We start from the raw sequence: 25,012 nt of genomic DNA, 5'->3' as shown, positions 1-25,012 counted from the left end.
CCTGGCCTTATGAATAGGGCTAGTCAATACGCCTGAGGTGTCGGCGCGGCGGTGCGGTGGGTGTTTGGCTGGATGCATGGGCGCACACATCGAGGCGGACGACGCGGGCGACGACGGGGCCGGGCGGGCGGCCCGGCGGGACGAGGCGGTGCGGGCGGCCGTGGAGCAAGGACTGCTCGGGCCCGACAGCCCCATCGTCGGGCTGCTGGACGTCACCGGTATCCGGGAGTCGGCGGCGGAGCTGCGGGCGGCGTTCGCCGCGGTGGTGGCGCCGGGCACGCCCGTACTGCACGCCTTCGCGGTGAAGGCGACCCCGCTGGTGCCGGTGCTGCGGCTGCTGCGGGAGGAGGGGGTCGGCGCGGAGGTCGCGAGCCCCGGTGAGCTGGCCCTGGCGCGGGCGGCGGGCATGCCGGTGGAGACGACGGTGCTCGACTCGCCCGCGAAGACGCCGGCCGAGCTGCGCGAGGCGCTGTCGCTGGGCATCGCCGTCAACGCCGACAATCCGCAGGAGCTGGACCGCATCGACACCCTGATGCGGTCGGGGGCCGGCCGCTCCCCTCTCGGAATCCGGGTGAACCCGCAGGTCGGCGGCGGTTCCATCGAGGCGTTGTCCACGGCGACGGCCACCTCGAAGTTCGGCGTCGCGCTGCGCGACGAGGGGGCCCGGGAATGGGTCGTCCAGGCGTATCTGGACCGGCCGTGGCTGACCCGCCTGCACGCTCACACCGGCTCCCAGGGCGTCCCGCTCACCCTGATGGCACGGGGCGTGGCGGAGACGTACGCGCTGGCGGAGGAGATCAACCGGCGGGCCGGGCGGCGTCAGGTCGACACGCTCGACATCGGCGGCGGCCTGCCGGTGAACTTCGCGTCGGACGCGACGACCCCGACGTACGCGCAGTACGCGCGGCTGCTGGCCCGGGAGGTACCGGGGCTGCTCGACGGGCGGTACCGACTGGTCACCGAGTTCGGGCGGTCGCTGCTGGCGAAGCACGGGACGGTGGTGGCGCGCGTCGAGTACACGAAGACCTCCGGCGGGCGGGCCGTGGCGGTGACGCATGCCGGGGTGCAGGTGGCCGCGCGGACGGTGTACGTGCCGGGAAGCTGGCCGTTGCGCATCGGCGCGTACGACGCGAAGGGGCGGCCGAAGGAGGGGCCGGCGGTGGTGCAGGACGTCGCGGGGCCGGCCTGTTTCGCGGGAGACCTGCTGGCCGAGGGGCGGTCCATGCCGTTGCTGGAACAGGGGGACTACGCGGTGGCGCTGGACACCGGGGCGTACTACTTCGCGCACCACTACGGCTACAACTCGCTGGTGCGGCCCGGGGTGTACGGGTTCGGGCCGGGCGGTCGCTTCGCGGTGGTGCGCCGGGCGCAGACCGTGGAGGAGGTCGTCGCCGAGTCGGGCGGGGCGCAGGTGGACGCGTTGACGCGAGCGGGGTGGAGGGTTCCGTAGGACCCCGGCCGCGGGCGCGGCGTGGCGCGGCGCGGCGTTCCCCGCGCCCCTGGGTGGGCCAACCACTGCCGATCACGCCGGCGCAGGGGGTTGGGCCCGGCCGCCGGCCCCGGGAGCGTCGCGGCTTGTCGCGCCCACGCGGCGGGGCCGCACATCGCACGGCCCCGCGCCCCGGAAACGGCCGTCACACCAACGCCGGTGACTTCCTCCGCGCGCCTCCCGGGGCCGCGTCGCCCGCCGCGATGCCCGTGCTGCGGTACGCGCGCACCTGCTTGCCGGCCGGATGGGCCGCTCCCCCGCGCAGCCAGTCCACGCGGACCCACAGCAGCGCTTCACCGGCCTGCTCCCGGCGGCCCAGCCAGGCCGACTTCAGCCACAGGCCCGCCCCGCAGCCGGCCAGCAGCATGCCCCCGGCGGCCGGGGCCGCGAACGCGCTGCCGAGGGCGGCGAGGAAGGCGAGCAGGAGCCACCAGCGGTGTCCTCGGCGCCAGTTGCGTACCGTGACGGCGCGGTCCTGGAGTACGTCGTGCTTGCCGGCCCGGGACGCCGAGGCGGCCAGGGCCACGTAGCGCTTGCGGCGAGTGCAGGCCGCGACGGCCGTCGCCACGACGAAGAGGGCCGCTCCGGCCAGGACGCCGATGCGGCGTCCGGTCAGGCCCGGCGCCGCCAGGCCGATGCCCGCCGCGAGTACGCCCAGCCACCACAGCGGGGCCGCCCCCGCCCGTACGACGACGGCCACCCGGGCCAGTCCCTGTCCTCCGCGCGTCACGTCCAGCCTCCGTCCGGTCTTCGAAGCCTCGGGGAGACGTACGGTAGCGACGCCACGTGAGACGAGTCTTAAAATCCGCATGTGCCGTCAGTCGACGAACAGGCCCCGCGCCGCCGCCTTCGTGTCGAACTCCTCCAGGCGCGACTGGGCCTGGGGCAGGTCGTCGCACATGGCCTCCAGCAGGACCCGGCCGAGCAGCATCGGCGCGCAGGCCGTGTCGAAGGCGAGGCCGGTGCCGACCGCGGCGGGCAGCAGCAGGTCGGACACCTTGGCGACGGGTGCGAACGCGGAGTCGGCGACCGTGACGACGGTCAGCCCGGCCTCCTTGGCGTAGGCGAGGGTGTCGACGACCTCGCGCGGGTGCCGGGGCAGCGCGAAACAGAGCAGTGCGCTCGCGCCGGCCCGGACGGCGGCGTCGATGCGGTCCTGGAGCATCGTGCCGCCCTCGCCGAGCAGCCGTACGTCGGGGTGGACCTTGGCGGCGAAGTAGGCGAAGCCGTGCGCCTGTGCGGCGGCCGCCCGCAGGCCGAGGACGAGCAGCGGGCGGGAGGCCGCGAGGATCTGCCCCGCGCGCTGGACGGGCGCGGGATCGGCCAGTGCCTCCGCCAGGTGCCGCAGGTTCTCGATCTCGGCCTCGACGGCCTGCTGGTACTCGTTGTGCGCCCCGGCCTCGGCGGCGGGTTCGGCCGGGGCGACCTCGCGCAGATGGCGGCGCAGGGCGGGGTAGCCGTCGAAGCCGAGGGCGACGGCGAAGCGGGTCACGGAGGGCTGGCTGACCCCGGCCAGCTCGGCGAGCTCCACACTCGACAGGAACGGCACCTCGGCCGCGCGCCGCACCATGCTGTGTGCGATGCGCCGCTGGGTCGGCGTCAGCCGGTGGCCCTCGAAGAGCGCCTGGAGCCGCGCGGCAGGGCTGTCGGTCACGCTCATGACGTGCTCCCCCTCGCCTATTCAGTAGCTGAGGATTCTGCATGAGCATATGCAGAGCGGCAAGCCGGCAGGTAGGCCGTGCCGGCCCCGGAAGCCGTCAGGCCTCGTCCCCGCCGCACCGGTCAGGCGCCGGTCCCCGCGATCAGAAGCGGCCGGCCATCCCCGGGACGCCCGGCGGTGTCGGGAGCGGCAGCCGATTGGGGATGCGGCGTTCGTCCGCGGCCGGAGCGGCCTTGCAGGTCACGTCCTTCGCGGGAAGTTTGCCGGTGGTCAGGTAGGTGGTGGCCGTCTTGTCGGCGCACGACTTGTTGCCGTAGATGCCGTGTCCGACACCTCCGGCGACCGTGACCATCTTCGAGCCCTTCATGGCGCGGCGCAGGCCCTGGCCGCTGGTCAGCGGCGTCTGGGAATCCCACTCGTTCTGGAGGATCAGCGCGCCGACCTTGTTGGCGATCCTGGTGGCGGGCTCGCTGCCGGTCTTCTTCCAGAAGGCGCAGGGCTTGATGTGGGAGGCGAAGTCGCCGTACAGCGGGTACCTGGCCTTGTCCCGGATCGCGTCCTTGCGGTACTGCTCCGGATCACGCGGCCAGGCGCGGGTGTCGGCGCAGACGACGGCCCAGAAGCCGGCGTCGCCGTTGTCCTCGGGCACGGTCCGGCCGAAGGACGGCGGAACGGGCTCGGGCGTCCTGAGTTCCCGGTCGGCGGACCGGGGAGCTCCGTCGGCGGCCTTCTTCAATGCGGCGACCGCTTCGGCGGCGTCGCGTGTGCCGAAGAACATGCCCCGGAAGCCTCCGCGGATGTCGTCGCCGCTCAGCAGCGTGCCGTCGAGGTCGATCGGCTTGCGGTCGGCCTGGGCGACCAGGCCGTAGAAGGTCCCCCGGACCGCCTCGGGAGTCCGGCCCAGCTTGTAGGTGGCATGCCGCGCGGCGGTCCACTCGGCCCATCGGGTGAAGGCGGGCTCGGCGCCCTCCGCCCAGACCTGGATCATCCCGCGCCAGATGCGGGCCGGGTCGACGGCGCTGTCCAGCACGAAACGGTCGGAGCGCCTGGGGAACATCTGCGTGTACACGGCGCCGAGGTAGGTGCCGTAGGAGTATCCGAGGTAGGAGATCTTCTTCTCGCCCAGCACCGCGCGGATGACGTCCATGTCCCGGGCGGTGTTGCGGGTGGTGACGTGGCGCAGCTTGTCACCCTGCTTCCTGTCGCACTTCTCCGCGACGGTCCGGGCCCACTTCACGTCCTTGGTGAACGTCTCGGCTCTGTACGGCCGTTCCCAGTTCCGTTCGTCGGCCGTCAGGCCACAGCCGACGGGGGAACTCCGGCCGATGCCGCGCGGGTCGAAGCCGATGAGGTCGTACTTGTTCTTCACGGCCTTGGGAAGCTCGTCGGCCATGTACTGCGGCATGTCGACGCCCGGTCCGCCCGGGCCACCCGGGTTGAGCAGAAGCACACCGCGCCGTTCCCTCTTGGTGCTCGTCTTCATCCTGGATATCGCGAGGTCGAGCTTCTTGGCGCCCGGTCTGCCGTAGTCGAGCGGCACTTTGATCGTGGCGCACTGCAAAGAGGCGGGCAGTTCCCTGTCGCAGCGGTGCCAGGCCGGTTTCTGCTGGAGGTAAGGGCGCAGGGGATTCTCCGCGGCGGCCGCGGTGGCAGGGGTCAGCACGGGGACCAAGGGGGTGACGGCGCCGACCGCGAGTACGAGGGCTATTCGGCTGTTGCGCAAGGGAGTTGGGTCCTTGAGTCGATGCGTGGGGGACGCATCCACCCTGCCGCGCGCATGACGCGGATTGATCCCTCCACAGGGCCGTGTTCCTCTCCCACTGCGGGAGTACCGGGAGTTGGGGCGGATAGTGCTGGAGTCGGACAACCGCGACCGGCTGTTCGCCGTCTGTCCGAGATGGGGTTCTGCAAGGGAGTTGCTTCAGCGGGGTGACCGGTAGCCCCCCACGGAACCGGGGGGCTAACCCCAGTGCGCCCGGCGTCGCCGCTTTCTACCGTGGACGGCATGACGGGAATGGACGCGCGGGACACCGACCTCAAGAGGGAACTGGACGCCACCCTGCACGCACGCAGGGATCTGGGCGAGGAGTACGAGTCGGCGCTGGTCGACTCGTTCCTGGAGAAGGTCGACCAGCGGATCGACGGCGCGGTGGAGCGCCGGGTGCGCCGGCAGCTCGCCGAGCAGCAGATGCAGACGGCCCGGGACTCCCGGTCCCCGAAGGTCACGGACTCGTGGGGCGAGCGGTTCGGCTTCGGGATCGTCTCCCTGGTCCTCGCGGTGCCGCTGTCGGCGATCGGCGCGGGCACGGCCCGTCTGCCCGGACTGCTCGTAGCCTGGGCGGGCATCGTCGGCGTCAACGTCGTCCAGGCGCTCCGCACCAACCCGAACCTCTTCGGGCACCGCCGCAGGTCCTCCCAGGACAGTGACTGGGAGGACTGAGCGCGCACACGCCGTTCAGACCTGCCGCGTCGGCAGCGCGACGATCTGCCGCAGGTTGACCCGCCGCGGCCGGCTCGTCGCGTAGGCCACCAGGTCGGCCAGCTCCTCCGCGGACAGAGCGCCCACCACGTCGAACATGTCTTCCACCTGCCGGGAGAGTTCGGCGTCGGAGATGTGGGTGCGCAGCTCGCTCTCGACGAAGCCGGGCTCGATGTTGGTCATCCGGACGTCCCGCGGCCCGAACTCCTTGCGCAGGGCTTCCGACAGGTAGGTGACGGCCGCCTTGGTCGCGCCGTACACCGCGTAGTTCGGGAAACTGACGTGCGCGGCGACGGACGAGATGTTCACGACGTCGGCGGTACGGCCGTCCGCTGCGGCGCTCACCAGGTCGCCGGTGAAGGCTCCGGTCACCCGCAGCACCCCGGCGACGTTGGTGTCGAGCATCCGCTGCCACTCGTCGGCGCGCCGGGCGTCCACGGGGTGGGGCAGCATGACGCCGGCGCAGTTCACGACCAGGTCGACGGTCCCGTACTCCGCGTGGACGCGGTCGGCCGCTTCGGCCACGGACGTCTCGTCGGTGACGTCCGCGGCGACGGCCAGGGCCTGCCCGCCCTCGGCCCGGATCTTTCCGGCGATCGCCGTCAGCCGGTCCGCCCGCCGGGCCAGCAGGGCCACCCGGGCCCCGTGCGCGGCCAGCAGCACGGCGACGGCCTCGCCGATCCCGCTCGCGGCTCCGGTGACGACGGCGGTACGGCCGGCCAGGTTGTCGTACGACATGGGGTACTCCCTGTGTGGCGGCCGGGGCGTGTCCCCGGCCTCGGCCACCACCCTCGGCGGCTCCGGCCGCGCCACCCAGGGCTGCGCTCATCCTGGGTCCGGCAGTACCAGGTTCGCCGGGCCCGGGCGGCCTAGGCTCGTACCCATGGACGGAGAACTGGGAGACTTCCTGCGCTCGCGCCGCGCCCGGATCCGGCCGGAAGAGGTGGGGCTGCCCTCGTACGGCCGCCGCCGCGTCCCGGGTCTGCGCCGCGAGGAGGTGGCGCAGCTGGCCGGGGTGAGCGTCGACTACTACGTCCGCCTCGAACAGGGCAGGGGGCCCGGGGACCCCGGCCGGACCAAGTCCGGGGGCGTCTCGGACGCCGTGCTGGACGCGATCGCCCGGGTGCTGCGGCTGGACGATGCCGAGCACGCGTATCTGCGGGCGGTGGCACGGCCGCGCCGGCAGGACGGGCCCGGATCCGCCGCGTCCCGGGTCCGCCCGGGTGTCCGGCTGCTCCTGGACGGCATGGACCGCAACCCCGCCTACGTTCTGGACCACCGCATGGAGGTCCTCGCCTGGAACGACCTCGCCGACGCCGTGCTCGGCTTCAGCGGCCCGGGCGACCTCAGCCTGCCGCGCCGGCTCTTCCTCGACCCCGCCTCGCGCGCGCTCTATCCGGACTGGTCCGCGATCGCCGCCCAGACGGTCGCGCACCTGCGCCTCCAGGCGGGCCACCATCCCGGGGACCCCGTCACGGGCGAACTCGTCGCCGGACTCACCCGCGCCAGCGAGGAGTTCCGGTGCCTGTGGGCCGACCACCTGGTCAAGCCCTGCGACCACGGCGTGAAGCTCCTGCGCCACCCGGTCGCGGGCCTGCTGACCCTCCCCTACGAGACCCTCACGATCCCGGCGGCCCCGGACCAGACGATCGTGGCCTACACGCCCGAGCCGGGCTCGGAGACGGCGGAGCGCCTGGCGCTGCTGGGGAGCTGGTCCTCAGCCGTCCCCGAAGCCCCGGAACGTGCCTGAGGGGTCCGCGGCGTCGGCGTACTCCGCGAAGTCCATGTTGGCGATGCTCAGGTTGGCGGACATCTCCGGGTACCAGCGGACCGGGACCCGGAAGGTCCGCCCCGGCTCCGTGAAGAGGTCGACGGCCAGGAGCGGGTGCTCCGGTCCGGCCAGGGCCGTCGCGTCGGCGAGGAAGACCTCGCAGATCCGCTCGTCCTCCCCGGCGGCCGACTCCTCGGCGAGCAGTGCCTGAATGCCGGCGCCTGCGAACCGGGGATCGCTGACGCGGGTGGCGCACGGATGCTCGTCGGCCCCGTCGAGAGCGGCGCACAGCGCATCCCACGCCTCGTCGTCGCCGAAGTCGGTGCGCAGCACGAGCGTGGTCAGGTCGTGGGGCTGAGGCAGTGGCATGCGGGGATCCTGCCATCCGCCACCGACAACCCGGCAGCCGGAGGATCGGGAAGAAGAATGCGCGGGGACCGCCGCACCCCCGTGACCGGGGGGCGGGACGACGGCGGTCCCCGCGAAGGACGCGGGCCCGGTCAGGGCCGGGCGTGCGCGTCCATGGCGTCCGTGGAGGTCCGGGAGCCGCTCCGGAGGTCCTGTGACGCCGTTCGGCGCCGGCCGGGGCGGGGAGCCGCTCCCGCCCTGCCGACATCCACCAATGTGCAGGACGCGTGTTAAGCGGGTGCTGCGCGAACGTGACACCCGCGTACCGGTTCCGCGGCGTCCGCGAAGATCACGGACGCCGCAAGTTCACCCGGTTCACGGGCGGTTCACCGCAGGTTGGCCGTCACTTACCCGTGCGGGCGAGGAAGGACAGCAGGTCCTGCCGGCTGACCACACCGGTCGGCTTGCCCTCGACGAGGACGATCGCCGCGTCCGCCTTGCCCAGCACGGCCATCAGGTCGGCGACGGGTTCGCCGGAGCCGACCTGGGGCAGCGGGCCGGACATGTGCTTCTCCAGCGGGTCCTCCAGCGAGGCGCTCTTGCTGAACAGCGCGTCCAGCAGCTCGCGTTCGACGACGGAGCCGACGACCTCGGCCGCCATCACGTCGGGGTGGCCGGCGCCCGGCTTGACCACCGGCATCTGCGAGACGCCGTACTCGCGCAGCACGTCGATGGCCTGACCGACCGTCTCCTCCGGGTGCATGTGCACGAGGGAGGGCATGCGGTCGCCCTCCTTGTCGGCGAGGACGTCAGCGACGCGGGCGCTCGGGCCCGTGTCCTCCAGAAAGCCGTAGTCGGCCATCCACTCGTCGTTGAAGATCTTGCTGAGGTAGCCGCGGCCGCTGTCCGGCAGCAGCACCACCACGACGTCGTCCTCGCCGAGCCGCGCGGCGACCTCCAGCGCGGCCACGACGGCCATGCCGCAGGAGCCGCCGACCAGCAGGCCCTCCTCCTTGGCCAGGCGGCGGGTCATCTGGAAGGAGTCCTTGTCGGACACGGCGACGATCTCGTCCGCGACGGTCCGGTCGTAGGCGGTCGGCCAGAAGTCCTCGCCGACGCCCTCGACGAGGTAGGGCCGGCCGGAGCCGCCGGAGTAGACCGAGCCCTCGGGGTCCGCGCCGATGACCTTCACCTTGCCGTCACTGGCCTCCTTGAGGTAGCGCCCGGTCCCGGAGATGGTGCCGCCGGTACCCACGCCCGTCACGAAGTGGGTGATCTTCCCCTCCGTCTGCTCCCACAGCTCGGGGCCGGTCGAGTGGTAGTGGGAGAGCGGGTTGTTGGGGTTGGAGTACTGGTCGGGCTTCCAGGCTCCGGGCGTCTCACGGACCAGCCGGTCGGAGACGTTGTAGTAGGAGTCCGGGTGCTCGGGGTCGACGGCGGTCGGGCACACCACGACCTCGGCGCCGTACGCGCGCAGCACGTTGATCTTGTCCGTGCTCACCTTGTCGGGGCACACGAAGATGCACTTGTACCCCTTCTGCTGAGCGACGATGGCGAGCCCGACGCCGGTGTTGCCGCTGGTCGGCTCGACGATCGTGCCGCCGGGCTTGAGGGCGCCGCTCTCCTCCGCGGCCTCGATCATGCGCAGGGCGATGCGGTCCTTCACCGAGCCGCCGGGGTTGAAGTACTCCACCTTGGCCAGGACGGTCGCCCTGATGCCCTTGGTCACGCTGTTGAGCTTCACCAGCGGGGTGTTGCCGACGAGGCTGATCATCGAGTCGTGAAATTGCACCGTTGTCTCCGGATGCCGCAAAAGTTTCGGTCGTAGTGGTGCCGCCAGCCTATGACTTCGCCGTCGCCCGTGACGGTCGTTCACTCCCCGTTGAGATTGGGCGACGGGCTGTACGGGGCAAGCACTGGGTGTACGGGTTCGAGGAGGTGGCGGCGACGCATGACGAGCATGTCGAGGGCGAGGGTGGCCCGGCGGATCGCGGCCGGCGCGGCTTATGGCGGCGGCGGGATCGGTCTGGCCGGAGCGGCCACCGTGGGGCTGGTGCTGGCGGAGGTGCAGCTGGCGCGGCGCCGGGTGAGCAACGGCACGTCACCGCACGTGCCGCACGCGGACGGGCTGTACGGCCGGCTGTACGCCGGTCCGGCCGAGGCACCGCTGAGGCTGACGATGCTGGGCGACTCCACGGCCGCGGGCCAGGGCGTGCACCGCGGCGGGCAGACGCCGGGGGCGCTTCTGGCGTCGGGGCTCGCGGCGCTGGCCGAGCGCCCGGTGGAGCTGCGCACGGTGGCGACGCCGGGGGCCTGCTCGGACGACCTGGACCGGCAGGTGGCCCTGGTGCTGGCCGACCCCGATCCCGTGCCCGACATCTGCGTGATCATGGTCGGCGCGAACGACGTCACCCACCGCATGCCCCCGACGCGCTCGGTCCGCCATCTGGCCTCGGCGGTTCGCCGGCTGCGCACGGCCGGTGCGGAGGTCGTGGTCGGCACCTGCCCCGACCTAGGCACGATCGAGCCGGTGCGGCAGCCCTTGCGCTGGCTGGCCCGGCGGGCCTCACGCCAGCTGGCGGCCGCCCAGACGATCGGAGTCGTCGAACAGGGCGGCCGCACCGTGTCGCTGGGCGACCTGCTGGGACCCGAGTTCGCCGAGAACCCGCGCGAACTGTTCGGCCCGGACAGCTACCACCCCTCCGCCGAGGGCTACGCGACGGCGGCGATGGCGGTCCTGCCGACCGTCTGCGCGTCCCTGGGCCTGTGGCCCGCGGATGAGGAGCGTCCGGACGCCTCCCGCCGCGAGGGCTTCCTGCCGGTGGCGCGGGCGGCGGCGGAGGCCGCCTCGGAGGCGGGCACGGAGGTCGCGGCGGCGATGCCGAGCGGGCCGCGCGGACCGTGGGCGCTGCTGAAGCGAAGGCGGCGCCGGCGGGTACCCGAGCAGGAGCCGGCACCGGCCACACCGTCGAACTGACCCGACCTGCCGGACAGGGAAAAGCAAGCGCTTAGAAAACTGCGGCCAGGGTCACACCGCGACACCAGTGACCCAGCCCATACGTACGGGTAACTTCCCAGACAGCCCAAGCAGACCACCCGGTACGTCAATGGAGCCGTGATGCCCGAAGCCGTGATCGTCTCAGCCGCCCGCTCCCCCATCGGCCGCGCCGTCAAGGGCTCCCTCAAGGACCTCCGCCCGGACGACCTGACCGCCACGATCGTCCAGGCCGCCCTGGCCAAGGTCCCCGAGCTGGACCCGAAGGACATCGACGACCTGATGCTCGGCTGCGGCCTGCCCGGCGGCGAGCAGGGCCACAACCTCGGCCGGATCGTCGCCGTGCAGATGGGCATGGACCACCTGCCGGGCTGCACCATCACCCGGTACTGCTCCTCCTCCCTGCAGACCTCCCGCATGGCCCTGCACGCCATCAAGGCCGGCGAGGGCGACGTGTTCATCTCCGCGGGCGTGGAGACCGTCTCCCGCTACGCCAAGGGCAGCTCCGACGGCCTGCCCGACACGCACAACCCGCTCTTCGCCGACGCCGAGGCGCGCACGGTCGCGACCGCCCAGTCCGAGGGCTCGACCTGGCACGACCCGCGCGAGGACGGCCTGCTGCCCGACCCGTACATCGCGATGGGCCAGACCGCCGAGAACCTGGCCCGCGCCAAGGGCGTCACCCGCCAGGACATGGACGAGTTCGGTGTCCGCTCGCAGAACCTCGCCGAAGAGGCCATCAAGAACGGCTTCTGGGAGCGCGAGATCACCCCGGTGACCCTCCCCGACGGCACGGTCGTCTCCAAGGACGACGGCCCCCGCGCCGGCGTCACCCTGGAGGGGGTGCAGGGCCTCAAGCCGGTCTTCCGCCCCGACGGCATGGTCACCGCCGCCAACTGCTGCCCGCTGAACGACGGCGCCGCGGCCCTCGTGATCATGTCCGACACCAAGGCCCGCGAGCTCGGCCTCACCCCGCTCGCCCGGATCGTGTCGACCGGCGTCTCCGGCCTGTCGCCCGAGATCATGGGCCTCGGCCCCGTGGAGGCCAGCAAGCAGGCCCTGCGGCGCGCCGGGCTGACCATCGACGACATCGACCTGGTCGAGATCAACGAGGCGTTCGCCGCCCAGGTGATCCCCTCCTACCGTGACCTGGGCATCCCGTTGGAGAAGCTGAACGTCAACGGCGGCGCCATCGCCGTCGGCCACCCCTTCGGCATGACCGGCGCCCGCATCACCACCACGCTGATCAACTCCCTCCAGTTCCACGACAAGCAGTTCGGCCTGGAGACGATGTGCGTCGGCGGCGGCCAGGGCATGGCCATGGTCATCGAGCGCCTCAGCTGAGCGGCGCACCGTAGCCGCTATAGCACCCGCTGTGAGCCCACGGCCCAGAACCCTGGAAACACCAGGGTTCTGGGCCGTTTTGTGATCCAATCTCCCCCAGGATGTGACCTATCTCCCTCCGCCAGGGGAGAACCCCAGGTCACAGCAGCCCCACCCCCTCCCCCGGCACCGAAGCCCTGTCCGTTTCGTGACCTTACGCACTGACAGCTGGTTAGTCCGCCCTTCAAGCTGATGTAGGAAGTCGGGGGTCGACTTTGAACCGGGAGTACGTCAGTGAGCGCCATGCCGATCGCGTTGCTGGTCACCACGGCCGCCACGGGCGCCGTGGGCGTCGCCGTCCTGCGCACCGTCCTGAAGCTGCGCCGACAGGTCGCGGCCCTGCACACCGCGCTGGCCGAGAGCCGCGCCGCCACCACCCGTGCGCTGCTGCCCGCCGCTCGTACCACTGCCGACACCGATGAGATACGTGCCGCCGTGGCCGCCGCGCTCGCCGAGGAGCGGGAGCGGGAGCTGGCCGAGGCGCGGGCGTTCTGGGCCGCCCAGGAGGCTCGTGACGCCTCCGACGCGCCCTCCCTGCTGGGCCTGCCCGAGGTCGATCTGTTCCTGCCCCGGCAGGCCGATTTCGCGGGTCTGGAGCCGGTGTCCGAGCCCGGGGCGGAGGCCGAGGAGCCGGCCGCCGAGTCCCCGGAGCTGGCCGCGGCCCGCCGCCGCCACCCCTCCCACCCGGACTTCGTGCCGACGCAGTCGCCGGTCGTCAACGACCACGAGCGCACCGTCGCCACCCTGGAGGAGCTGGCCTCGTCCCGCGTCGAGCTGACGGACGTCCGCCCCGGCCCGCTGGGCACCCTGGACGTCTACGTGTTCGCCGACGGCACGACCCTGTGCATGACCCCGGGCCACCGCGAGACGGCCGAACACCTCGCCGCGGCCCTGCGCACGGGCAAGACCCCGGTCCTCCTGGGCGGCTCCGGCATCTCCGGCGCCTACACCCTGACGTTCGAGTGCGGCGAGGAGAACGTGTACATCCTGGCGGACCGAGTGATCGCGTCCCTCTAGTCAGGCGCGGGGAACTGCGCGAGCGACCACACCCGACCCGCACCCGCACACGTCCCTCAGACCCCCGCCCGCTTCTGCGCTTCCTCCACCAGGCGCACCGCGTCATCGACGTCGGAGTCGGTGGGAATCACCACCGCCAGATCATGTCCGGCCACGGTGATCTGATCTGCCGCTGCAAACATCCCCGCATCCGGCATCTCCCGAGGCTCCACGCCTTCGAGGACCTGCGCCCTCCGGGCCAGCTCCCTGGCCAGCTCCAAAGCCTCAGCGGCAGCGCTCCGCTGCAACCGGCTCTGGGGCGCGGCCCTCAATCGATCGGCGAAATGCTCCACCGCACGGGTCAGAGGCGTCGTATCAACCACGCCGCGAGCGTACGCGTCGCACCGGGACTGTTGCCAACGGGCGAACACTCAGGCACGGTGACCTGAAGGACCGGCTTACATCCCAGCGTCCGGAGGCGCCGATGTCCCAAGTCTTCTCCGAAGAGACCCATCGCAACATGCTCGCCCGCATCCCGCACTGCACCGGTCGTGAGATCTCCGACTGGTTGCGCACCGTCGAGGACGGCCCGTCGCTCTTCCGCTTCGAGGAAAAAGTCAGCTGGCTCCGGCACGAACACAACCTCGCGTACGGCCACGCCAAGGCGATCATCCACGAGTACGACCTGAGGAGGGCCGCGCGCAAACTGCTCTAGGCGCGCACCGCTCCGGGCCCGTGCGCCTGGACGACGAAGGGCCCCGGCCGGAGCCGGGGCCCTTCGCGCTACGACCGTCGGAAACTAGTCGTTGCTGTTGAGGATCGAGATGAGCCTCAGGAACTCCAGGTAGATCCACACCAGCGTCAGCGTGAGGCCGAAGGCCGCGAGCCAGGCCTCCTCGCGCGGGGCGCCGTAGGCGACGCCGTCCTCGACCTGCTTGAAGTCCAGGGCGAGGAAGCAGGCGCCGAGGATGATGCCGATGACGCCGAAGACGACGCCGAGCGCACCACTGCGGAAGCCGAGGCCGTCACCGCCGCCGAACACCGCGAACAGCAGGTTCACGGTCATCAGCAGGATGAAGCCGAGCGCGGCCGCCATCACGAAGCCGTAGAAGCGGCGGTTGACGCGGATCCAGCCGGCCTTGTAGGCGATCAGCACACCGGCGAAGACCGCCATGGTGCCGATCACGGCCTGCATGGCCGCGCCGTCGGCGATGCGGTTGTCGACGATGTTGGAGATGACGCCGAGGAAGACACCCTCGAAGGCGGCGTACGTCAGGATCAGCGCGGGCGAGGCCTTGCGCTTGAAGGACTGCACGAACGCCAGGACCATGCCGATCAGCGCGGCACCGATGCCGATGCCGTAGCTGCGGCTGATGTTGGCGTCGTCGACCGGCAGCAGCGCCCAGGAGAGCGCCGCGGTGACGATGAGCACACCGAGCGTGCTCGCCGTGCGCAGGACGACGTCGTCGATGGTCATCCGGCCGGTGGTGGCCGGTGCCTGCGGCGGCGCGCCGTACTGCTGGTCCTGCTGGGCGTAAGGGTTCTGCGCGTACGGGTTCTGCGCGTACGGGTTGCCCGTCGGCTGGGCGTACGGGTTGCCCTGCGTGGCGACAGCGGGACCCCCGGCCTGCGGCGCGGTGTTGAAGCCCGCGTAGCCGTTGTCGCGGCTGAACCCCCGTCGCGAGAAGACCGGGTTTCTGCTCCTCATTTCACTCCTCCATGGCCACCAGGCGTGGCCTTGGCTCAAGAGTAATAGGTAGGCAAAGGAATGACCCTACTGCTTGGGGAGGATCTTTCCCTCGTCATGCTGCGCAACACGCTACGTGGCTTCGTGATTCCCCTCACCGGAGGGGGTCATTCACCGGCTGGCCCGAAGGGGAAGCCCGTGTACGCCTCCGCCAGGTCCGTCTCGGCGGCGCGGGAGGAGGCGATCCGCTCCAGCCGGGCGAGCTGGAGCCGGTCCTCGAAGGCCGTCGCGCCGGGCGCGCGGTGCAGCAGCGTCGTCATGTCGTAGGAGAACCGCTCGGCCTGCCAGACACGGCGCAGGCAGGTCCGCGAGTAGGCGTCGAGCAGCTCGGGTGATCCGGTCTCCTGCTGGTGGACGAGGGCCCGGGCGAAGGTGACGACGTCGCCGGCGGCGAGGTTCAGCCCCTTCGCGCCGGTCGGCGGCACGATGTGCGCGGCGTCGCCGGCGAGGAAGAGGCGGCCGTGGCGCATGGGCTCGTGGACGTAGGAGCGCATGGGGGTGACCGTCTTCTGGGTGATCGGGCCGCGCTGGAGGTACCAGTCGTCGGCGGTCTCGAACCGGCGCTCCAGCTCGTCCCAGATCTCCTCGTCGTCCCAAGCCCCGGCGTCGGTGCCGTCGGGCACCTGGAGGTAGAGGCGGGAAACGGCGGGCGAGCGCATGGAGAGCAGGGCGAAGCCGCGCTCGTGGCGGGCGTAGACGAGCTCGTCGTGCGAGGGCGGCACGTCGGCGAGGATGCCGAGCCAGCCGAAGGGGTACGTCCGCTCGAAGACCTGGGCCAGTCCGGCGGGGATCGCCTTGCGGGCCACGCCCCAGAAGCCGTCGCAGCCGACGACGTAGGAGCATTCCAGGACGTCCTCGCGGCCCTCGTGCCGGAAGCGGATGCGCGGGCTGTCGGTGCCGGCGTCCTCCACGGCCAGCGCCTCCGCCTCGAAGAGCAGGGGTCCGCCCTCGCGCAACTGGAGGGCGATGAGGTCCTTGCACACCTCGGTCTGGGCGTAGACCATCACGGACCGGCCGCCGGTGAGCGCGCGGAAGTCGACGCGGTGGCGCGTGCGGTCGAAGCGCAGCTCGATGCCGTCGTGGCGCAGCCCCTCGCGGTCCATGCGCTCCCCGGCCCCGGCCGCGCGCAGCACGTCCGCCGTGCCCTGCTCCAGGATCCCGGCCCGCTGCCGCCGCTCCACGTAGGCGCGGTCGCGGCTCTCCAGGACGACGGAGTCGATGCCGGCGTTGTGGAGCAGCCGGGCGAGGAGAAGGCCGGCCGGGCCCGCTCCGATGATGCCGACGGTGGTACGCATCGGGCGTCCCCTTCTCATCGATCAGCGTTCGTCAGGTGAAATTTTCTTCACCACGTTCCTGCGAGTCTCCGACGGCATGCGACCGCTGTCAACGGGCACGCCGTGAACTCTTCAATGGACCACGCAGGGATCGGAAGGTGCCCGGAGCCGGACTTGAACCGGCACGCCCGCGAAGGGGCAGCGAGGTTTAAGCTCGCCGTGTCTGCATTCCACCATCCGGGCAGGCCGTGGGCTCCGCATCGAGGTTCCGAGACTATCCGGACGGGTCCCCCGAACAGCGGAAGCGTGGACCGATGTTGTCTTATTTTATTGACGTCTGAGGGTGCATCAGCACACGGAACGCGCCGTCCGCACTTGCCAATAGCCTTGCGTGCGACGGTCGGCCGCGCATGCGGAATGACGGAATTTCACCGCCTGAACGAGGGCACTCCACCTGTTCTCGACACCCGGACGCATCGGTTCCCGACACCGGGGCCCCTCAGGGGCGTTCGTCATCCCCAGGTATGACACCGCCCCGCGCGGTCAGACCGCAGTCGGCCCCCGGAACCGGAGCAACGGGTGACTACACGGCGGCGCGGGACCCGGACGATGGAACACGTCCCTCCCCGACTCCAGCCGTCCGACAGGAGAACCATCCCGTGACCACCGCACCCCTCACCGACCGGGCCACCACCGCGGCCGCGCGCGCCACGGAGCTGTCCAAGATCTACGGGCAGGGTGAGACCCAGGTGGTCGCCCTGGACCGGGTCTCGGTGGACTTCCGGCAGGCGGAGTTCACCGCGATCATGGGCCCCTCCGGCTCCGGCAAGTCCACGCTGATGCACTGCGTGGCGGGCCTGGACTCCTTCTCCTCCGGGTCGGTGCGCATAGGCGACACCGAGCTCGGCTCCCTGAAGGACAAGCAGCTGACGAAGCTGCGCCGGGACAAGATCGGTTTCATCTTCCAGGCGTTCAACCTGCTGCCGACCCTGACGGCCCTGGAGAACATCACCCTTCCGATGGACATCGCGGGACGCAAGCCGGACAAGCAGTGGCTGGACTCCGTCATCCGGATGGTCGGCCTGGCGGACCGGCTCGGCCACCGCCCGTCCCAGCTCTCCGGCGGCCAGCAGCAACGCGTCGCCGTGGCCCGGGCGCTGGCCTCCCGGCCCGAGATCATCTTCGGCGACGAGCCCACCGGAAACCTCGACTCGCGCTCCGGCGCCGAGGTGCTGGGCTTCCTGCGCAACTCCGTGCGCGAACTGGGCCAGACGGTGGTGATGGTGACGCACGACCCGGTGGCCGCGGCCTACGCGGACCGGGTGATCTTCCTGGCGGACGGCCGGATCGTCGACGAGATGCACGGGCCGACGGCCGACTCGGTGCTCGACCGCATGAAGGCGTTCGACGCCAAGGGCCGCACCAGCTGATCCCCCGTCAGGACCGACAGGACTGAGAAGAAGAACCCATGTTCCGTACCGCCTTGCGCAACGTGCTCGCGCACAAGGCCCGGCTCCTGATGACCGTGCTCGCCGTGATGCTCGGCGTGGCCTTCGTCTCCGGGACCCTGGTCTTCGCCGACACCCTCTCCAACGCCTTCCGCAACCAGTCGGCGAAGAGCTACGACGACGTCGCCGTCGCCATCACCTCCTACGCCGACCCCGACGACGCCCAGGACGCCTACGGTCTCTCCCGGAAGACACTCGACAAGATCGCCGCGGTGGACGGTGTCGACGCCGCGTACGGCCGCGTCGACGGCTTCGCCGGGGTCGCCGACCCCGACGGGAAGCTGATCGGCGTCGGCTGGTCCAACAAGGGCGCCAACTACGCCCCCGGCAAGGACGGCAAGGACCCCGCCTACGCGTTCACCGACGGTTCGGGCCCGGTGAAGGACGACCAGATCGCGCTGGACAAGGAGTCCGCGGCCAAGGGTGAGTACAAGGTCGGCGACCGGGTCCGGGTCGCCACCAACGGGCCGGTGAAGGAGTACACCCTCAGCGGTGTGTTCACCACCGAGGACGGCGCCGTGAACGCCGGCGGCAGCCTCGTCCTCTTCGACACCGCGGTCGCCCAGAAGCAGTACCTCAAGCCGGGCTACTTCGCGAGCGCCACCGTCACGGCCGCTCCCGGCGCCGACGACGCGAAGATCCTGAAGGCGGTCGAGCCGCTGCTGCCGGACAGCGCCGAGGCCCAGACCGGCCAGGCGCTCGCGGACGAGCAGGCCCGGCAGATCGAGGAGGGGCTGGGCTCGCTCAAGCAGGTGCTCCTCGGCTTCGCGGGCATCGCGCTGTTCGTCGGCGTCTTCCTGATCTCCAACACCTTCACGATGCTGGTCTCCCAGCGCACCAAGGAGATCGCGCTGATGCGCGCCGTCGGTGCCTCACGCCGGCAGATCACCCGCTCGGTGCTCGCCGAGGCCGCGGTGGTGGGCCTGGTCGCCTCGGTGATCGGCTTCGTCCTCGGCATCGGCCTCGCGGTCGGACTGCGGTCCGGGATGGCCGCGTTCGACATGAAGCTCCCGGGCGGCCCGCTGATCGTGTCCGCCACACCGGTGCTCGCCGCCCTCGGTGTGGGTGTGCTGATCACGGTGCTCGCCGCCTGGCTGCCCGGCCGCCGGGCCGCGAAGATTCCGCCCGTGGCGGCCATGAACAGCGTGCACGCGGTGGCCACCACCAAGTCGCTGGTGCTGCGCAACTCCATCGGGGCGGCCGTCACCGCCCTCGGCGCGACCGGCATCGTGCTGGGTGCCTCGTCCGGCGGTGACGACGGCCGGATGTACATCGCGGCGGGCGCGTTCTTCGCGCTGATCGGTGTGATCATCCTGATCCCGCTGCTGTCCCGGCCCGTGATCGCACTCGTCCGCCCGCTGCTCGTCGGCCCGTTCGGGGTGTCCGGCAAGCTGGCCGGCCAGAACGCGGTCCGCAACCCGCGCCGTACCGGGGCCACCGCCTCGGCGCTGGCGATCGGGCTGACGCTGGTGACCGGCCTGTCGGTGCTCGGTGTCACGGTGGGCACGGCCATCGACAAGATGACCACGGACAACATCAAGGCCGACTACATGGTCTCGATGGCGAACGGCGGGCCCCTCGACCAGTCCGCGCTGGCGGCACTGGAGAAGGCCAAGGGCGTCTCGGCGGTCTCGCCGCAGCAGAGCGTCTACTTCCAGGACGGTGACAAGGACTACGTGTCCGCTTCGGCGGTCACCCCGGGAGACATCGAGAAGGTCCTGAACGTCGACGTCGTCAGCGGCGACATCGGCTCGCTCGCCGAGGGGCGGATCGCGGTCGCCGAGAAGACGGCCAGGAGCAAGGGCTGGAAGCTCGGCGACACCGTCCCCGTCACCTTCGACGACAAGAAGAAGGACACGCTGGAGGTCGGCGCCGTCTTCAAGGGCAGCGAGTTCCTCTCCCCCGTCCTCATGGACACGAAGGTCGCGAACCCGCACGAGGTGAAGCCGTCCATCCAGCAGATCTTCGTGAAGGTGGGCGGCGGCCAGTCCGCGGCGAACGAGAAGGTCCTCATCGACGCGCTGGGCGACAATCCCGCGATCACGGTCATGGACCGGCAGGACATCCGCAACGAGTTCGGCGGCGTCATCAACACGATGCTGAACATCATGTACGGCCTGCTGGCGATGGCCCTGATCATCGCCGTGCTGGGCGTCGTCAACACCCTGGCGATGTCGGTCTTCGAACGGCAGCAGGAGATCGGCATGCTGCGCGCGATCGGTCTCGACCGGCGCCGGGTGAAGCGGATGGTCCGGCTGGAGGCCGTGGTCATCTCGGTCTTCGGCGCGGTGATCGGCATCGGTCTCGGCTCGTTCCTCGGCTGGGCGATCGGCGAGACCATCGCGAACTCGATCCCGGGCTACGCGCTGGTCCTGCCCTGGGACCGGATCGGCATCTTCCTGGTGCTGGCCGGCCTGGTGGGCGTCCTGGCGGCGCTGTGGCCGGCCCGCAATGCCGCGAGGCTGAACATGCTGAACGCCATCAAGGCCGAGTGACCCGGCCGCGCCGCGGCACACCGAAGGGCCGGCTCCCCCGCTGCGGGGAGCCGGCCCTTGCCGTTGTTACGGGTCAATCGCGGCCGGGCGCACCCCAGGTGCGGGCCCGCAACGGCATCCCGGAGGCGCCCGACTCCGGGGTCCGGACGGCCAGGACCTGGTTGACGCCGATGCGGTTGCGTTCGAAGGCCAGGGCGGAGGCCGCCATGTACAGGCGCCAGACGCGGGCGCGTCCGGGGCCGGCCAGCTGGACGGCACGCCGCCAGTCGGCCTCCAGACGGGACACCCACCGGCGCAGGGTGAGGGCGTAGTGCTCGCGGATGGCCTCGACGTCGCGCACCTCGAACCCGGCGCGCTCCAGCTGGGCCACGGTGCTGCCGACCGGCTGGAGCTCGCCGTCGGGGAAGACGTAGGAGTCGATGAACGCGTCGACGCTGTACGTCGATTCGTCGCGCTGCGGGCGGCGGGCGATCTGGTGGTTCAGGAGCCGTCCGCCGGGCTTGAGCAGGCTGTACAGGTCGTCGGCGTACTCCAGGTACCGCTCGGCGCCGACGTGTTCGGCCATGCCGATGGAGGAGATCGCGTCGTAGGGTCCGTCGCGGACGTCGCGGTAGTCCTGGACGCGGATCTCGACCTTGTCGGTGAGGCCCTCGTCGGCGACGCGCTTGCGGGCGTAGGCGGCCTGCTCCTGGGAGAGCGTGACGCCGACGACGCCCACTCCGTGCTCACGGGCGGCGTGGATGGCCATGGAGCCCCAGCCGCAGCCGACGTCGAGCAGCCGCAGGCCGGGTCTCAGACCGAGCTTGCGGCAGACGAGTTCGAGCTTGTCCCGCTGGGCCTGTTCGAGGGTGTTGTCCGGGGCGGGCCAGTAGGCGCAGGAGTACACCATGGACGGGCCGAGGACGATCTCGTAGAAGTCGTTGCCGACGTCGTAGTGGTGGCTGATGGCGCGGCGGTCGGTGCGCTTGGTGTGCAGGTGGCGGCGGGGGCTGCGGGCCTCTTCGCGGGGCGGCGCGGGCGGCAGCGGGGGTCCGGCGAGCTTGACCAGTCCGCGGACGGCGGCGCGGACCTCGGGATCGCGCAGCGCCTGGGCGAGGGTGCGGGCATCCTCCCCGCGCTCCCAGATGAGGCCCGCCAGCAGATCGAGGGTCGCGTACAGGTCGCCCTCGATGTCGAGGTCCCCCGCCACCCAGGCGCGGGCCAGGCCCAGTTCGCCCGGTTTCCACAGCAGGCGACGCAGGGCGCGGCGGTTGCGTACGACCAGGGTCGGCGCACCCGGCGGGCCGGCCTGCGAACCGTCCCAGGCGCGGATGCCCACCGGGAGCGGCGCTCCCAGCAACTGTGTGAAGAGGCCCTGCAGCCGCGGCGCGGCGTCTGCCATGGTGTACACCTCCGTGACAAGGAATCCCGGAATGTCCGACACCACGTAAACACCTGCGGGGCTTCGGCGCAGTCCCCGGCACGCGTCACGTCTGGGCAAAACACGCCGAAGGGCCTCCCGCACCACGGATGGCGGGAGGCCCTTCGTCAGACGGTTGACCGGAGGTCAGGAGGCCTTGGCCTTCTCCTCGGTCTTCTCCTTGGGCGCGGCGGCGACCGGGGCCGGCTTGGCGGCCTCGTAGAACTCCTCGCGCGGCGTCTCCATCGCGCCGAGGGAGACGACCTCGCGCTTGAGGAACATCGCCAGGGTCCAGTCGGCGAAGACGCGGATCTTGCGGTTCCAGGTCGGCATCGCCAGACCGTGGTAGCCACGGTGCATGTACCAGGCGAGACGGCCCTTGAGCTTGATCTTCATCTTGCCCATGACGATCATCGCGACGCCCTTGTGGAGGCCGAGCCCGGCCACCGCGCCCTTGTTGGCGTGGGCGTAGTCCTTCTGCGGGAAGCCCCGCATGCCGGACACGACGTTGTCGCCGAGGACCTTGGCCTGGCGCAGCGCGTGCTGGGCGTTGGGCGGGCACCAGGCGTTCTCGTTGCCCGCCTTGCGGCCGACGAGGTCCGGGACCTGGGCGTTGTCGCCGGCGGCCCAGATGTAGTCGGTGCCCTTGACCTGGAGGGTCGGCTCGCAGTCGACGTGACCGCGGGGGCCCAGCGGCAGGCCGTAGCGGGCCAGCGCCGGGTTGGGCTTGACGCCGGCGGTCCAGACGATGGTGCTGGAGTCGACCTCCAGGCCGTTCTTCAGCACGACGTGGCCGTCGACGCAGGAGTCCATGGAGGTGGACAGGTAGACCTCGACACCGCGGCCTTCGAGGTGCTCCTTGCCGTACTTGCCGAGCTTGGGGCCGACCTCGGGGAGGATCTTGTCGGCGGCGTCGACCAGGATGAAGCGCATGTCCTCACGGGACACGTTCTTGTAGTACTTCGACGCGTCGCGGGCCATGTCCTCGACCTCGCCGATGGTCTCCGCACCGGCGAAGCCGCCGCCCACGAAGACGAAGGTGAGCGCCTTGCGGCGGATCTCCTCGTCGGTGGTGGAGTCGGCCTTGTCCAGCTGCTCCAGGACGTGGTTGCGCAGGCCGATGGCCTCCTCGACGCCCTTCATACCGATGCCCTGTTCGGCGAGGCCGGGGATCGGGAAGGTGCGGGAGACCGCGCCGAGCGCGATCACCAGGTAGTCGAAGGGCAGCTCGTAGGCCTCGCCGACCAGCGGGGAGACCGTGGCGACCTTGCGGTCCTGGTCGATGGTGGTGACCCGGCCGGTGAGAACCTCCGCCTTGGGCAGCACGCGTCGCAGCGGGACGACGACGTGGCGCGGGGAGATGTTGCCGGCGGCGGCTTCGGGGAGGAAGGGCTGGTAGGTCATGTACGACCGGGGGTCGACGACCGTGACGGTCGCCTCGCCGTAGCGCATCTTCTTCTGGATGCGCCGAGCTGCGTACAGGCCTACGTACCCACCGCCTACTACGAGGATCCTGGGACGCTCCGTGGTGCTCATGCCATCGAGTATCCACCCGACTCAGGGGGGTGGCTCGTGCGCCCCTTCACAAGCTTGGGTGGGGTGTGTGCTATCCTCCGCGGCCCGCGTGATCCATGTCATGGTGACAACCGGGCCGCTTTATGCACCGCAGAGGGTTGTCAATGGCGCGTGAGCTGCCTCTCTGTGCCGGAAGAGTCGCCGTGAGGACCTTCGGAGCGCCACCGTGAACCTCTCCACGGACACCTCCATACCATGCTTCTGAACATGTTCAAAGGCCTGTTCAGCCCCCGGACGGGTCAACGGGACCCCTCACTTCGCCCGGGAGGGCCGAATTCCTTGTGAAGAACTTCACGAACTTTTCCGGCGGGCTGTCTCCCGGGGGTCGTCCGGACCCCCGGGAGACGCTCATTCGTGATCCATGCCTGCTCAGAAGCGGACTACGCGACCGACCACGCGATGCCGTCGAGGATGTCGTGCTCGCTCACGACGACCTCCTGGGCACCGATCCGCTCCATGATCGACAGGAGGACGAGGGCACCCGCCCCGATGACGTCGACCCGGCCGGGGTGCATGGACGGCACGGCCGCGCGCTCGGCGTGGGTGGAACGCAGCAGCCACTCGGTGATCTCGCGGACCCGGTCGTGGGAGACGCGGGAGTGGTGGATGGCCTGCGAGTCGTACTCGGGCAGCTCCTGGGCGATCGCCGACACGGTCGTCACCGAACCGGCCAGGCCGACCAGCGTGCGGGCCTCGCGCAGCGGGACCGTCTGCTCGGCGAGGTCGAGGGCGGCCTCGATGTCGGCCCGCATCGCCGCGATCTGCTCCTCGGCCGGCGGGTCGCTCACCTCACCCTCCCGGACCAGGTGCCGCTCGGTCATGCGGACACAGCCGATGTCCACCGAGCGCGCCGCGCGGACCCGGTCGTCGCCCACGACGAACTCGGTGGAGCCGCCGCCGATGTCCACGACCAGGTAGGGCTTGGGCAGGTGGTCGCTCCCGGCGAGCTCCCTGGTGGCGCCGGTGAAGGAGAACTCGGCCTCCTGGTCGCCGGTGATCACCTCGGGCTCGACACCCAGGATGTCCAGCACACCGCGCACGAACTCGTCCCGGTTCTCGGCGTCCCGGGAGGCGGAGGTCGCCACGAACCGCAGCCGCTCCGCCCCGTGCTCCTTGATGATCCCGGCGTACTCGCGGCAGGCCGCGAAGGTCCGCTGCAATGCCTCGGGGGCGAGCCGGCCGGTACGGTCGACGCCCTGCCCGAGCCGCACGATCGTCATCCGGCGGTCCAGGTCCACCAGCTCGCCGGTGGCCGGGTCGGCGTCGGCGACCAGGAGGCGGATGGAGTTCGTACCGCAGTCCACGGCGGCGACACGGGTCACTGGGCGTCCTCCTCCAGGGGCGTCACACACGGGCCCTTGCGCCACCACTCGGGCAGCATCGCGATCGCCTCGTCGCCGAGCGGGTTGACCCCGGGGCCCGCGGCCAGCGAGTGGCCCACCAGCACGTGCAGGCACTTCACCCGGTCCGGCATGCCGCCCGCGCTCGGGAAGTTCTTCAGCTCCTCGATCTCGTCGCGCCGCCGGACGTAGTCCTCGTGCGCGGCCCGGTACGCCGCCGCCAGCTCCGGGTCCGAGGCCAGCCGCTCGGTCATCTCCTTCATCACGCCGTTGGCCTCCAGCGTGCCGATCGCGGAGGCGGCGCGCGGGCACGTCAGGTAGTACAGCGTGGGGAACGGCGTCCCGTCCGGCAGCCGCGGGGCCGTCTCGACGACGTCCGGCTGTCCGCACGGGCAGCGATGGGCGATCGCGCGCAGACCGCGCGGGGGCCGGCCGAGCTGCTGCTTGAAGGCCTCGACGTCCGCGTCGGTGGGCTCGGTGCGCGGGGTGGTCGGCGGGGGCGTTTCCATGACTGTCTTCAGGCTGTCTTTCTCTGATCGCCGGCTGGGAGGCC

22 protein-coding genes and 1 tRNA gene are annotated in these 25,012 nt (G+C 71.2%); 9 read left to right on the top strand and 14 right to left on the bottom strand.

Annotated elements, in window-relative coordinates; translation table 11 throughout:
• The first annotated feature begins 76 nt into the window (after nt 1-76).
• Nucleotides 77-1,450: a type III PLP-dependent enzyme domain-containing protein gene (locus GTY56_RS09420; protein ID WP_161364382.1), complete on the top strand. Its 1,374-nt coding sequence runs from the start codon at nt 77-79 to the stop codon at nt 1,448-1,450.
• 184 nt (nt 1,451-1,634) lie between these two features.
• Here GTY56_RS09420 and GTY56_RS09415 read toward each other — a convergent pair whose 3' ends face one another.
• The 3 genes from GTY56_RS09415 to GTY56_RS09405 form a co-directional block, all read right to left on the bottom strand.
• Nucleotides 1,635-2,219 carry a hypothetical protein gene (locus GTY56_RS09415; RefSeq protein WP_161364380.1) on the bottom strand — a complete coding sequence of 195 codons (585 nt, stop codon included), beginning with the start codon at nt 2,217-2,219 and terminating at the stop codon, nt 1,635-1,637.
• An 87-nt stretch (nt 2,220-2,306) separates the two neighbouring features.
• Entirely contained in the window at nt 2,307-3,149 is an 843-nt protein-coding gene (locus GTY56_RS09410) for a MurR/RpiR family transcriptional regulator (RefSeq protein ID WP_161364378.1), read from the bottom strand.
• 142 nt (nt 3,150-3,291) lie between these two features.
• On the bottom strand, nt 3,292-4,872 hold the full coding sequence (locus GTY56_RS09405) for an alpha/beta hydrolase (RefSeq protein WP_161364377.1): 1,581 nt from the start codon (nt 4,870-4,872) through the stop codon (nt 3,292-3,294).
• A 291-nt stretch (nt 4,873-5,163) separates the two neighbouring features.
• Between GTY56_RS09405 and GTY56_RS09400 the strand changes: the two genes are divergently transcribed.
• Nucleotides 5,164-5,589, top strand: coding sequence for a hypothetical protein (locus GTY56_RS09400; protein ID WP_161364426.1), 426 nt, complete (start codon nt 5,164-5,166; stop codon nt 5,587-5,589).
• Between the two features lie 15 nt (nt 5,590-5,604).
• Here GTY56_RS09400 and GTY56_RS09395 read toward each other — a convergent pair whose 3' ends face one another.
• Nucleotides 5,605-6,366, bottom strand: a complete 762-nt coding sequence (locus GTY56_RS09395; protein WP_161364375.1) for an SDR family oxidoreductase — start codon at nt 6,364-6,366, stop codon at nt 5,605-5,607.
• Nucleotides 6,367-6,511: 145 nt separating this feature from the next.
• Here GTY56_RS09395 and GTY56_RS09390 point away from each other — a divergent pair, with 145 nt between their 5' ends.
• Entirely contained in the window at nt 6,512-7,378 is an 867-nt protein-coding gene (locus tag GTY56_RS09390) for a helix-turn-helix transcriptional regulator (RefSeq protein WP_161364373.1), read from the top strand.
• On the opposite strand, the gene GTY56_RS09385 is transcribed toward GTY56_RS09390, so the two are convergent.
• On the bottom strand, nt 7,346-7,768 hold the full coding sequence (locus GTY56_RS09385; RefSeq protein WP_161364371.1) for a DUF6924 domain-containing protein: 423 nt from the start codon (nt 7,766-7,768) through the stop codon (nt 7,346-7,348). The genes GTY56_RS09390 and GTY56_RS09385 overlap by 33 nt on opposite strands.
• 382 nt (nt 7,769-8,150) lie before the next feature.
• Nucleotides 8,151-9,539, bottom strand: coding sequence for a cystathionine beta-synthase (locus GTY56_RS09380; RefSeq protein WP_107457106.1), 1,389 nt, complete (start codon nt 9,537-9,539; stop codon nt 8,151-8,153).
• 159 nt (nt 9,540-9,698) lie between these two features.
• Between GTY56_RS09380 and GTY56_RS09375 the strand changes: the two genes are divergently transcribed.
• From GTY56_RS09375 to GTY56_RS09365, 3 genes are all read left to right on the top strand, one after another.
• Entirely contained in the window at nt 9,699-10,724 is a 1,026-nt protein-coding gene (locus GTY56_RS09375; protein WP_161364369.1) for an SGNH/GDSL hydrolase family protein, read from the top strand.
• 141 nt (nt 10,725-10,865) lie between these two features.
• Entirely contained in the window at nt 10,866-12,086 is a 1,221-nt protein-coding gene (locus GTY56_RS09370; protein WP_161364366.1) for an acetyl-CoA C-acetyltransferase, read from the top strand.
• A gap of 273 nt (nt 12,087-12,359) precedes the next feature.
• Complete coding sequence (locus tag GTY56_RS09365; RefSeq protein ID WP_161364364.1) at nt 12,360-13,142, top strand: hypothetical protein; 783 nt, start codon at nt 12,360-12,362, stop codon at nt 13,140-13,142.
• 56 nt (nt 13,143-13,198) lie between these two features.
• Here GTY56_RS09365 and GTY56_RS09360 read toward each other — a convergent pair whose 3' ends face one another.
• Nucleotides 13,199-13,504, bottom strand: coding sequence for a hypothetical protein (locus GTY56_RS09360; RefSeq protein ID WP_161364362.1), 306 nt, complete (start codon nt 13,502-13,504; stop codon nt 13,199-13,201).
• Between the two features lie 101 nt (nt 13,505-13,605).
• On the opposite strand from GTY56_RS09360, the gene GTY56_RS09355 reads away from it, so the two are divergent.
• A complete protein-coding gene (locus tag GTY56_RS09355; protein ID WP_033312036.1) occupies nt 13,606-13,836 on the top strand; it encodes a DUF4287 domain-containing protein in 231 nt (76 codons plus the stop codon).
• An 84-nt stretch (nt 13,837-13,920) separates the two neighbouring features.
• Here GTY56_RS09355 and GTY56_RS09350 read toward each other — a convergent pair whose 3' ends face one another.
• The 3 genes from GTY56_RS09350 to GTY56_RS09340 all read right to left on the bottom strand — a co-directional run bounded on the left by GTY56_RS09350 (nt 13,921) and on the right by GTY56_RS09340 (nt 16,385).
• Nucleotides 13,921-14,829, bottom strand: coding sequence for a Bax inhibitor-1/YccA family protein (locus tag GTY56_RS09350; protein ID WP_161364361.1), 909 nt, complete (start codon nt 14,827-14,829; stop codon nt 13,921-13,923).
• 146 nt (nt 14,830-14,975) lie between these two features.
• Complete coding sequence (locus GTY56_RS09345; protein WP_161364359.1) at nt 14,976-16,163, bottom strand: 4-hydroxybenzoate 3-monooxygenase; 1,188 nt, start codon at nt 16,161-16,163, stop codon at nt 14,976-14,978.
• Nucleotides 16,164-16,301: 138 nt separating this feature from the next.
• Nucleotides 16,302-16,385, bottom strand: a tRNA-Leu gene (locus GTY56_RS09340).
• A gap of 416 nt (nt 16,386-16,801) precedes the next feature.
• Between GTY56_RS09340 and GTY56_RS09335 the strand changes: the two genes are divergently transcribed.
• Together GTY56_RS09335 and GTY56_RS09330 are read left to right on the top strand one after the other, a co-directional pair.
• Nucleotides 16,802-17,572 carry an ATP-binding cassette domain-containing protein gene (locus GTY56_RS09335; protein WP_161364357.1) on the top strand — a complete coding sequence of 257 codons (771 nt, stop codon included), beginning with the start codon at nt 16,802-16,804 and terminating at the stop codon, nt 17,570-17,572.
• 38 nt (nt 17,573-17,610) lie between these two features.
• Entirely contained in the window at nt 17,611-20,145 is a 2,535-nt protein-coding gene (locus GTY56_RS09330; RefSeq protein ID WP_161364355.1) for an ABC transporter permease, read from the top strand.
• A gap of 73 nt (nt 20,146-20,218) precedes the next feature.
• Here the strand turns inward: GTY56_RS09330 and GTY56_RS09325 are convergent, their stop codons facing one another.
• The 4 genes from GTY56_RS09325 to GTY56_RS09310 all read right to left on the bottom strand — a co-directional run bounded on the left by GTY56_RS09325 (nt 20,219) and on the right by GTY56_RS09310 (nt 24,968).
• A complete protein-coding gene (locus GTY56_RS09325) occupies nt 20,219-21,526 on the bottom strand; it encodes an SAM-dependent methyltransferase (protein WP_161364353.1) in 1,308 nt (435 codons plus the stop codon).
• A 165-nt stretch (nt 21,527-21,691) separates the two neighbouring features.
• Nucleotides 21,692-23,080: an NAD(P)/FAD-dependent oxidoreductase gene (locus tag GTY56_RS09320; RefSeq protein WP_161364351.1), complete on the bottom strand. Its 1,389-nt coding sequence runs from the start codon at nt 23,078-23,080 to the stop codon at nt 21,692-21,694.
• Between the two features lie 419 nt (nt 23,081-23,499).
• Nucleotides 23,500-24,441 carry a Ppx/GppA phosphatase family protein gene (locus GTY56_RS09315; protein WP_161364349.1) on the bottom strand — a complete coding sequence of 314 codons (942 nt, stop codon included), beginning with the start codon at nt 24,439-24,441 and terminating at the stop codon, nt 23,500-23,502.
• Nucleotides 24,438-24,968, bottom strand: coding sequence for a DUF501 domain-containing protein (locus tag GTY56_RS09310; RefSeq protein ID WP_161364347.1), 531 nt, complete (start codon nt 24,966-24,968; stop codon nt 24,438-24,440). Before GTY56_RS09310 ends, GTY56_RS09315 begins: the two co-directional genes overlap by 4 nt.
• Between the last annotated feature and the right edge of the window lie 44 nt (nt 24,969-25,012).

Source organism: Streptomyces sp. SID5643 (assembly GCF_009872555.1).
GTDB classification, from domain to species: domain Bacteria; phylum Actinomycetota; class Actinomycetes; order Streptomycetales; family Streptomycetaceae; genus Streptomyces; species Streptomyces iakyrus.
Note: the sequence above shows the minus strand (reverse complement) of the source record. Positions and strands in the feature narration are given on the sequence as shown.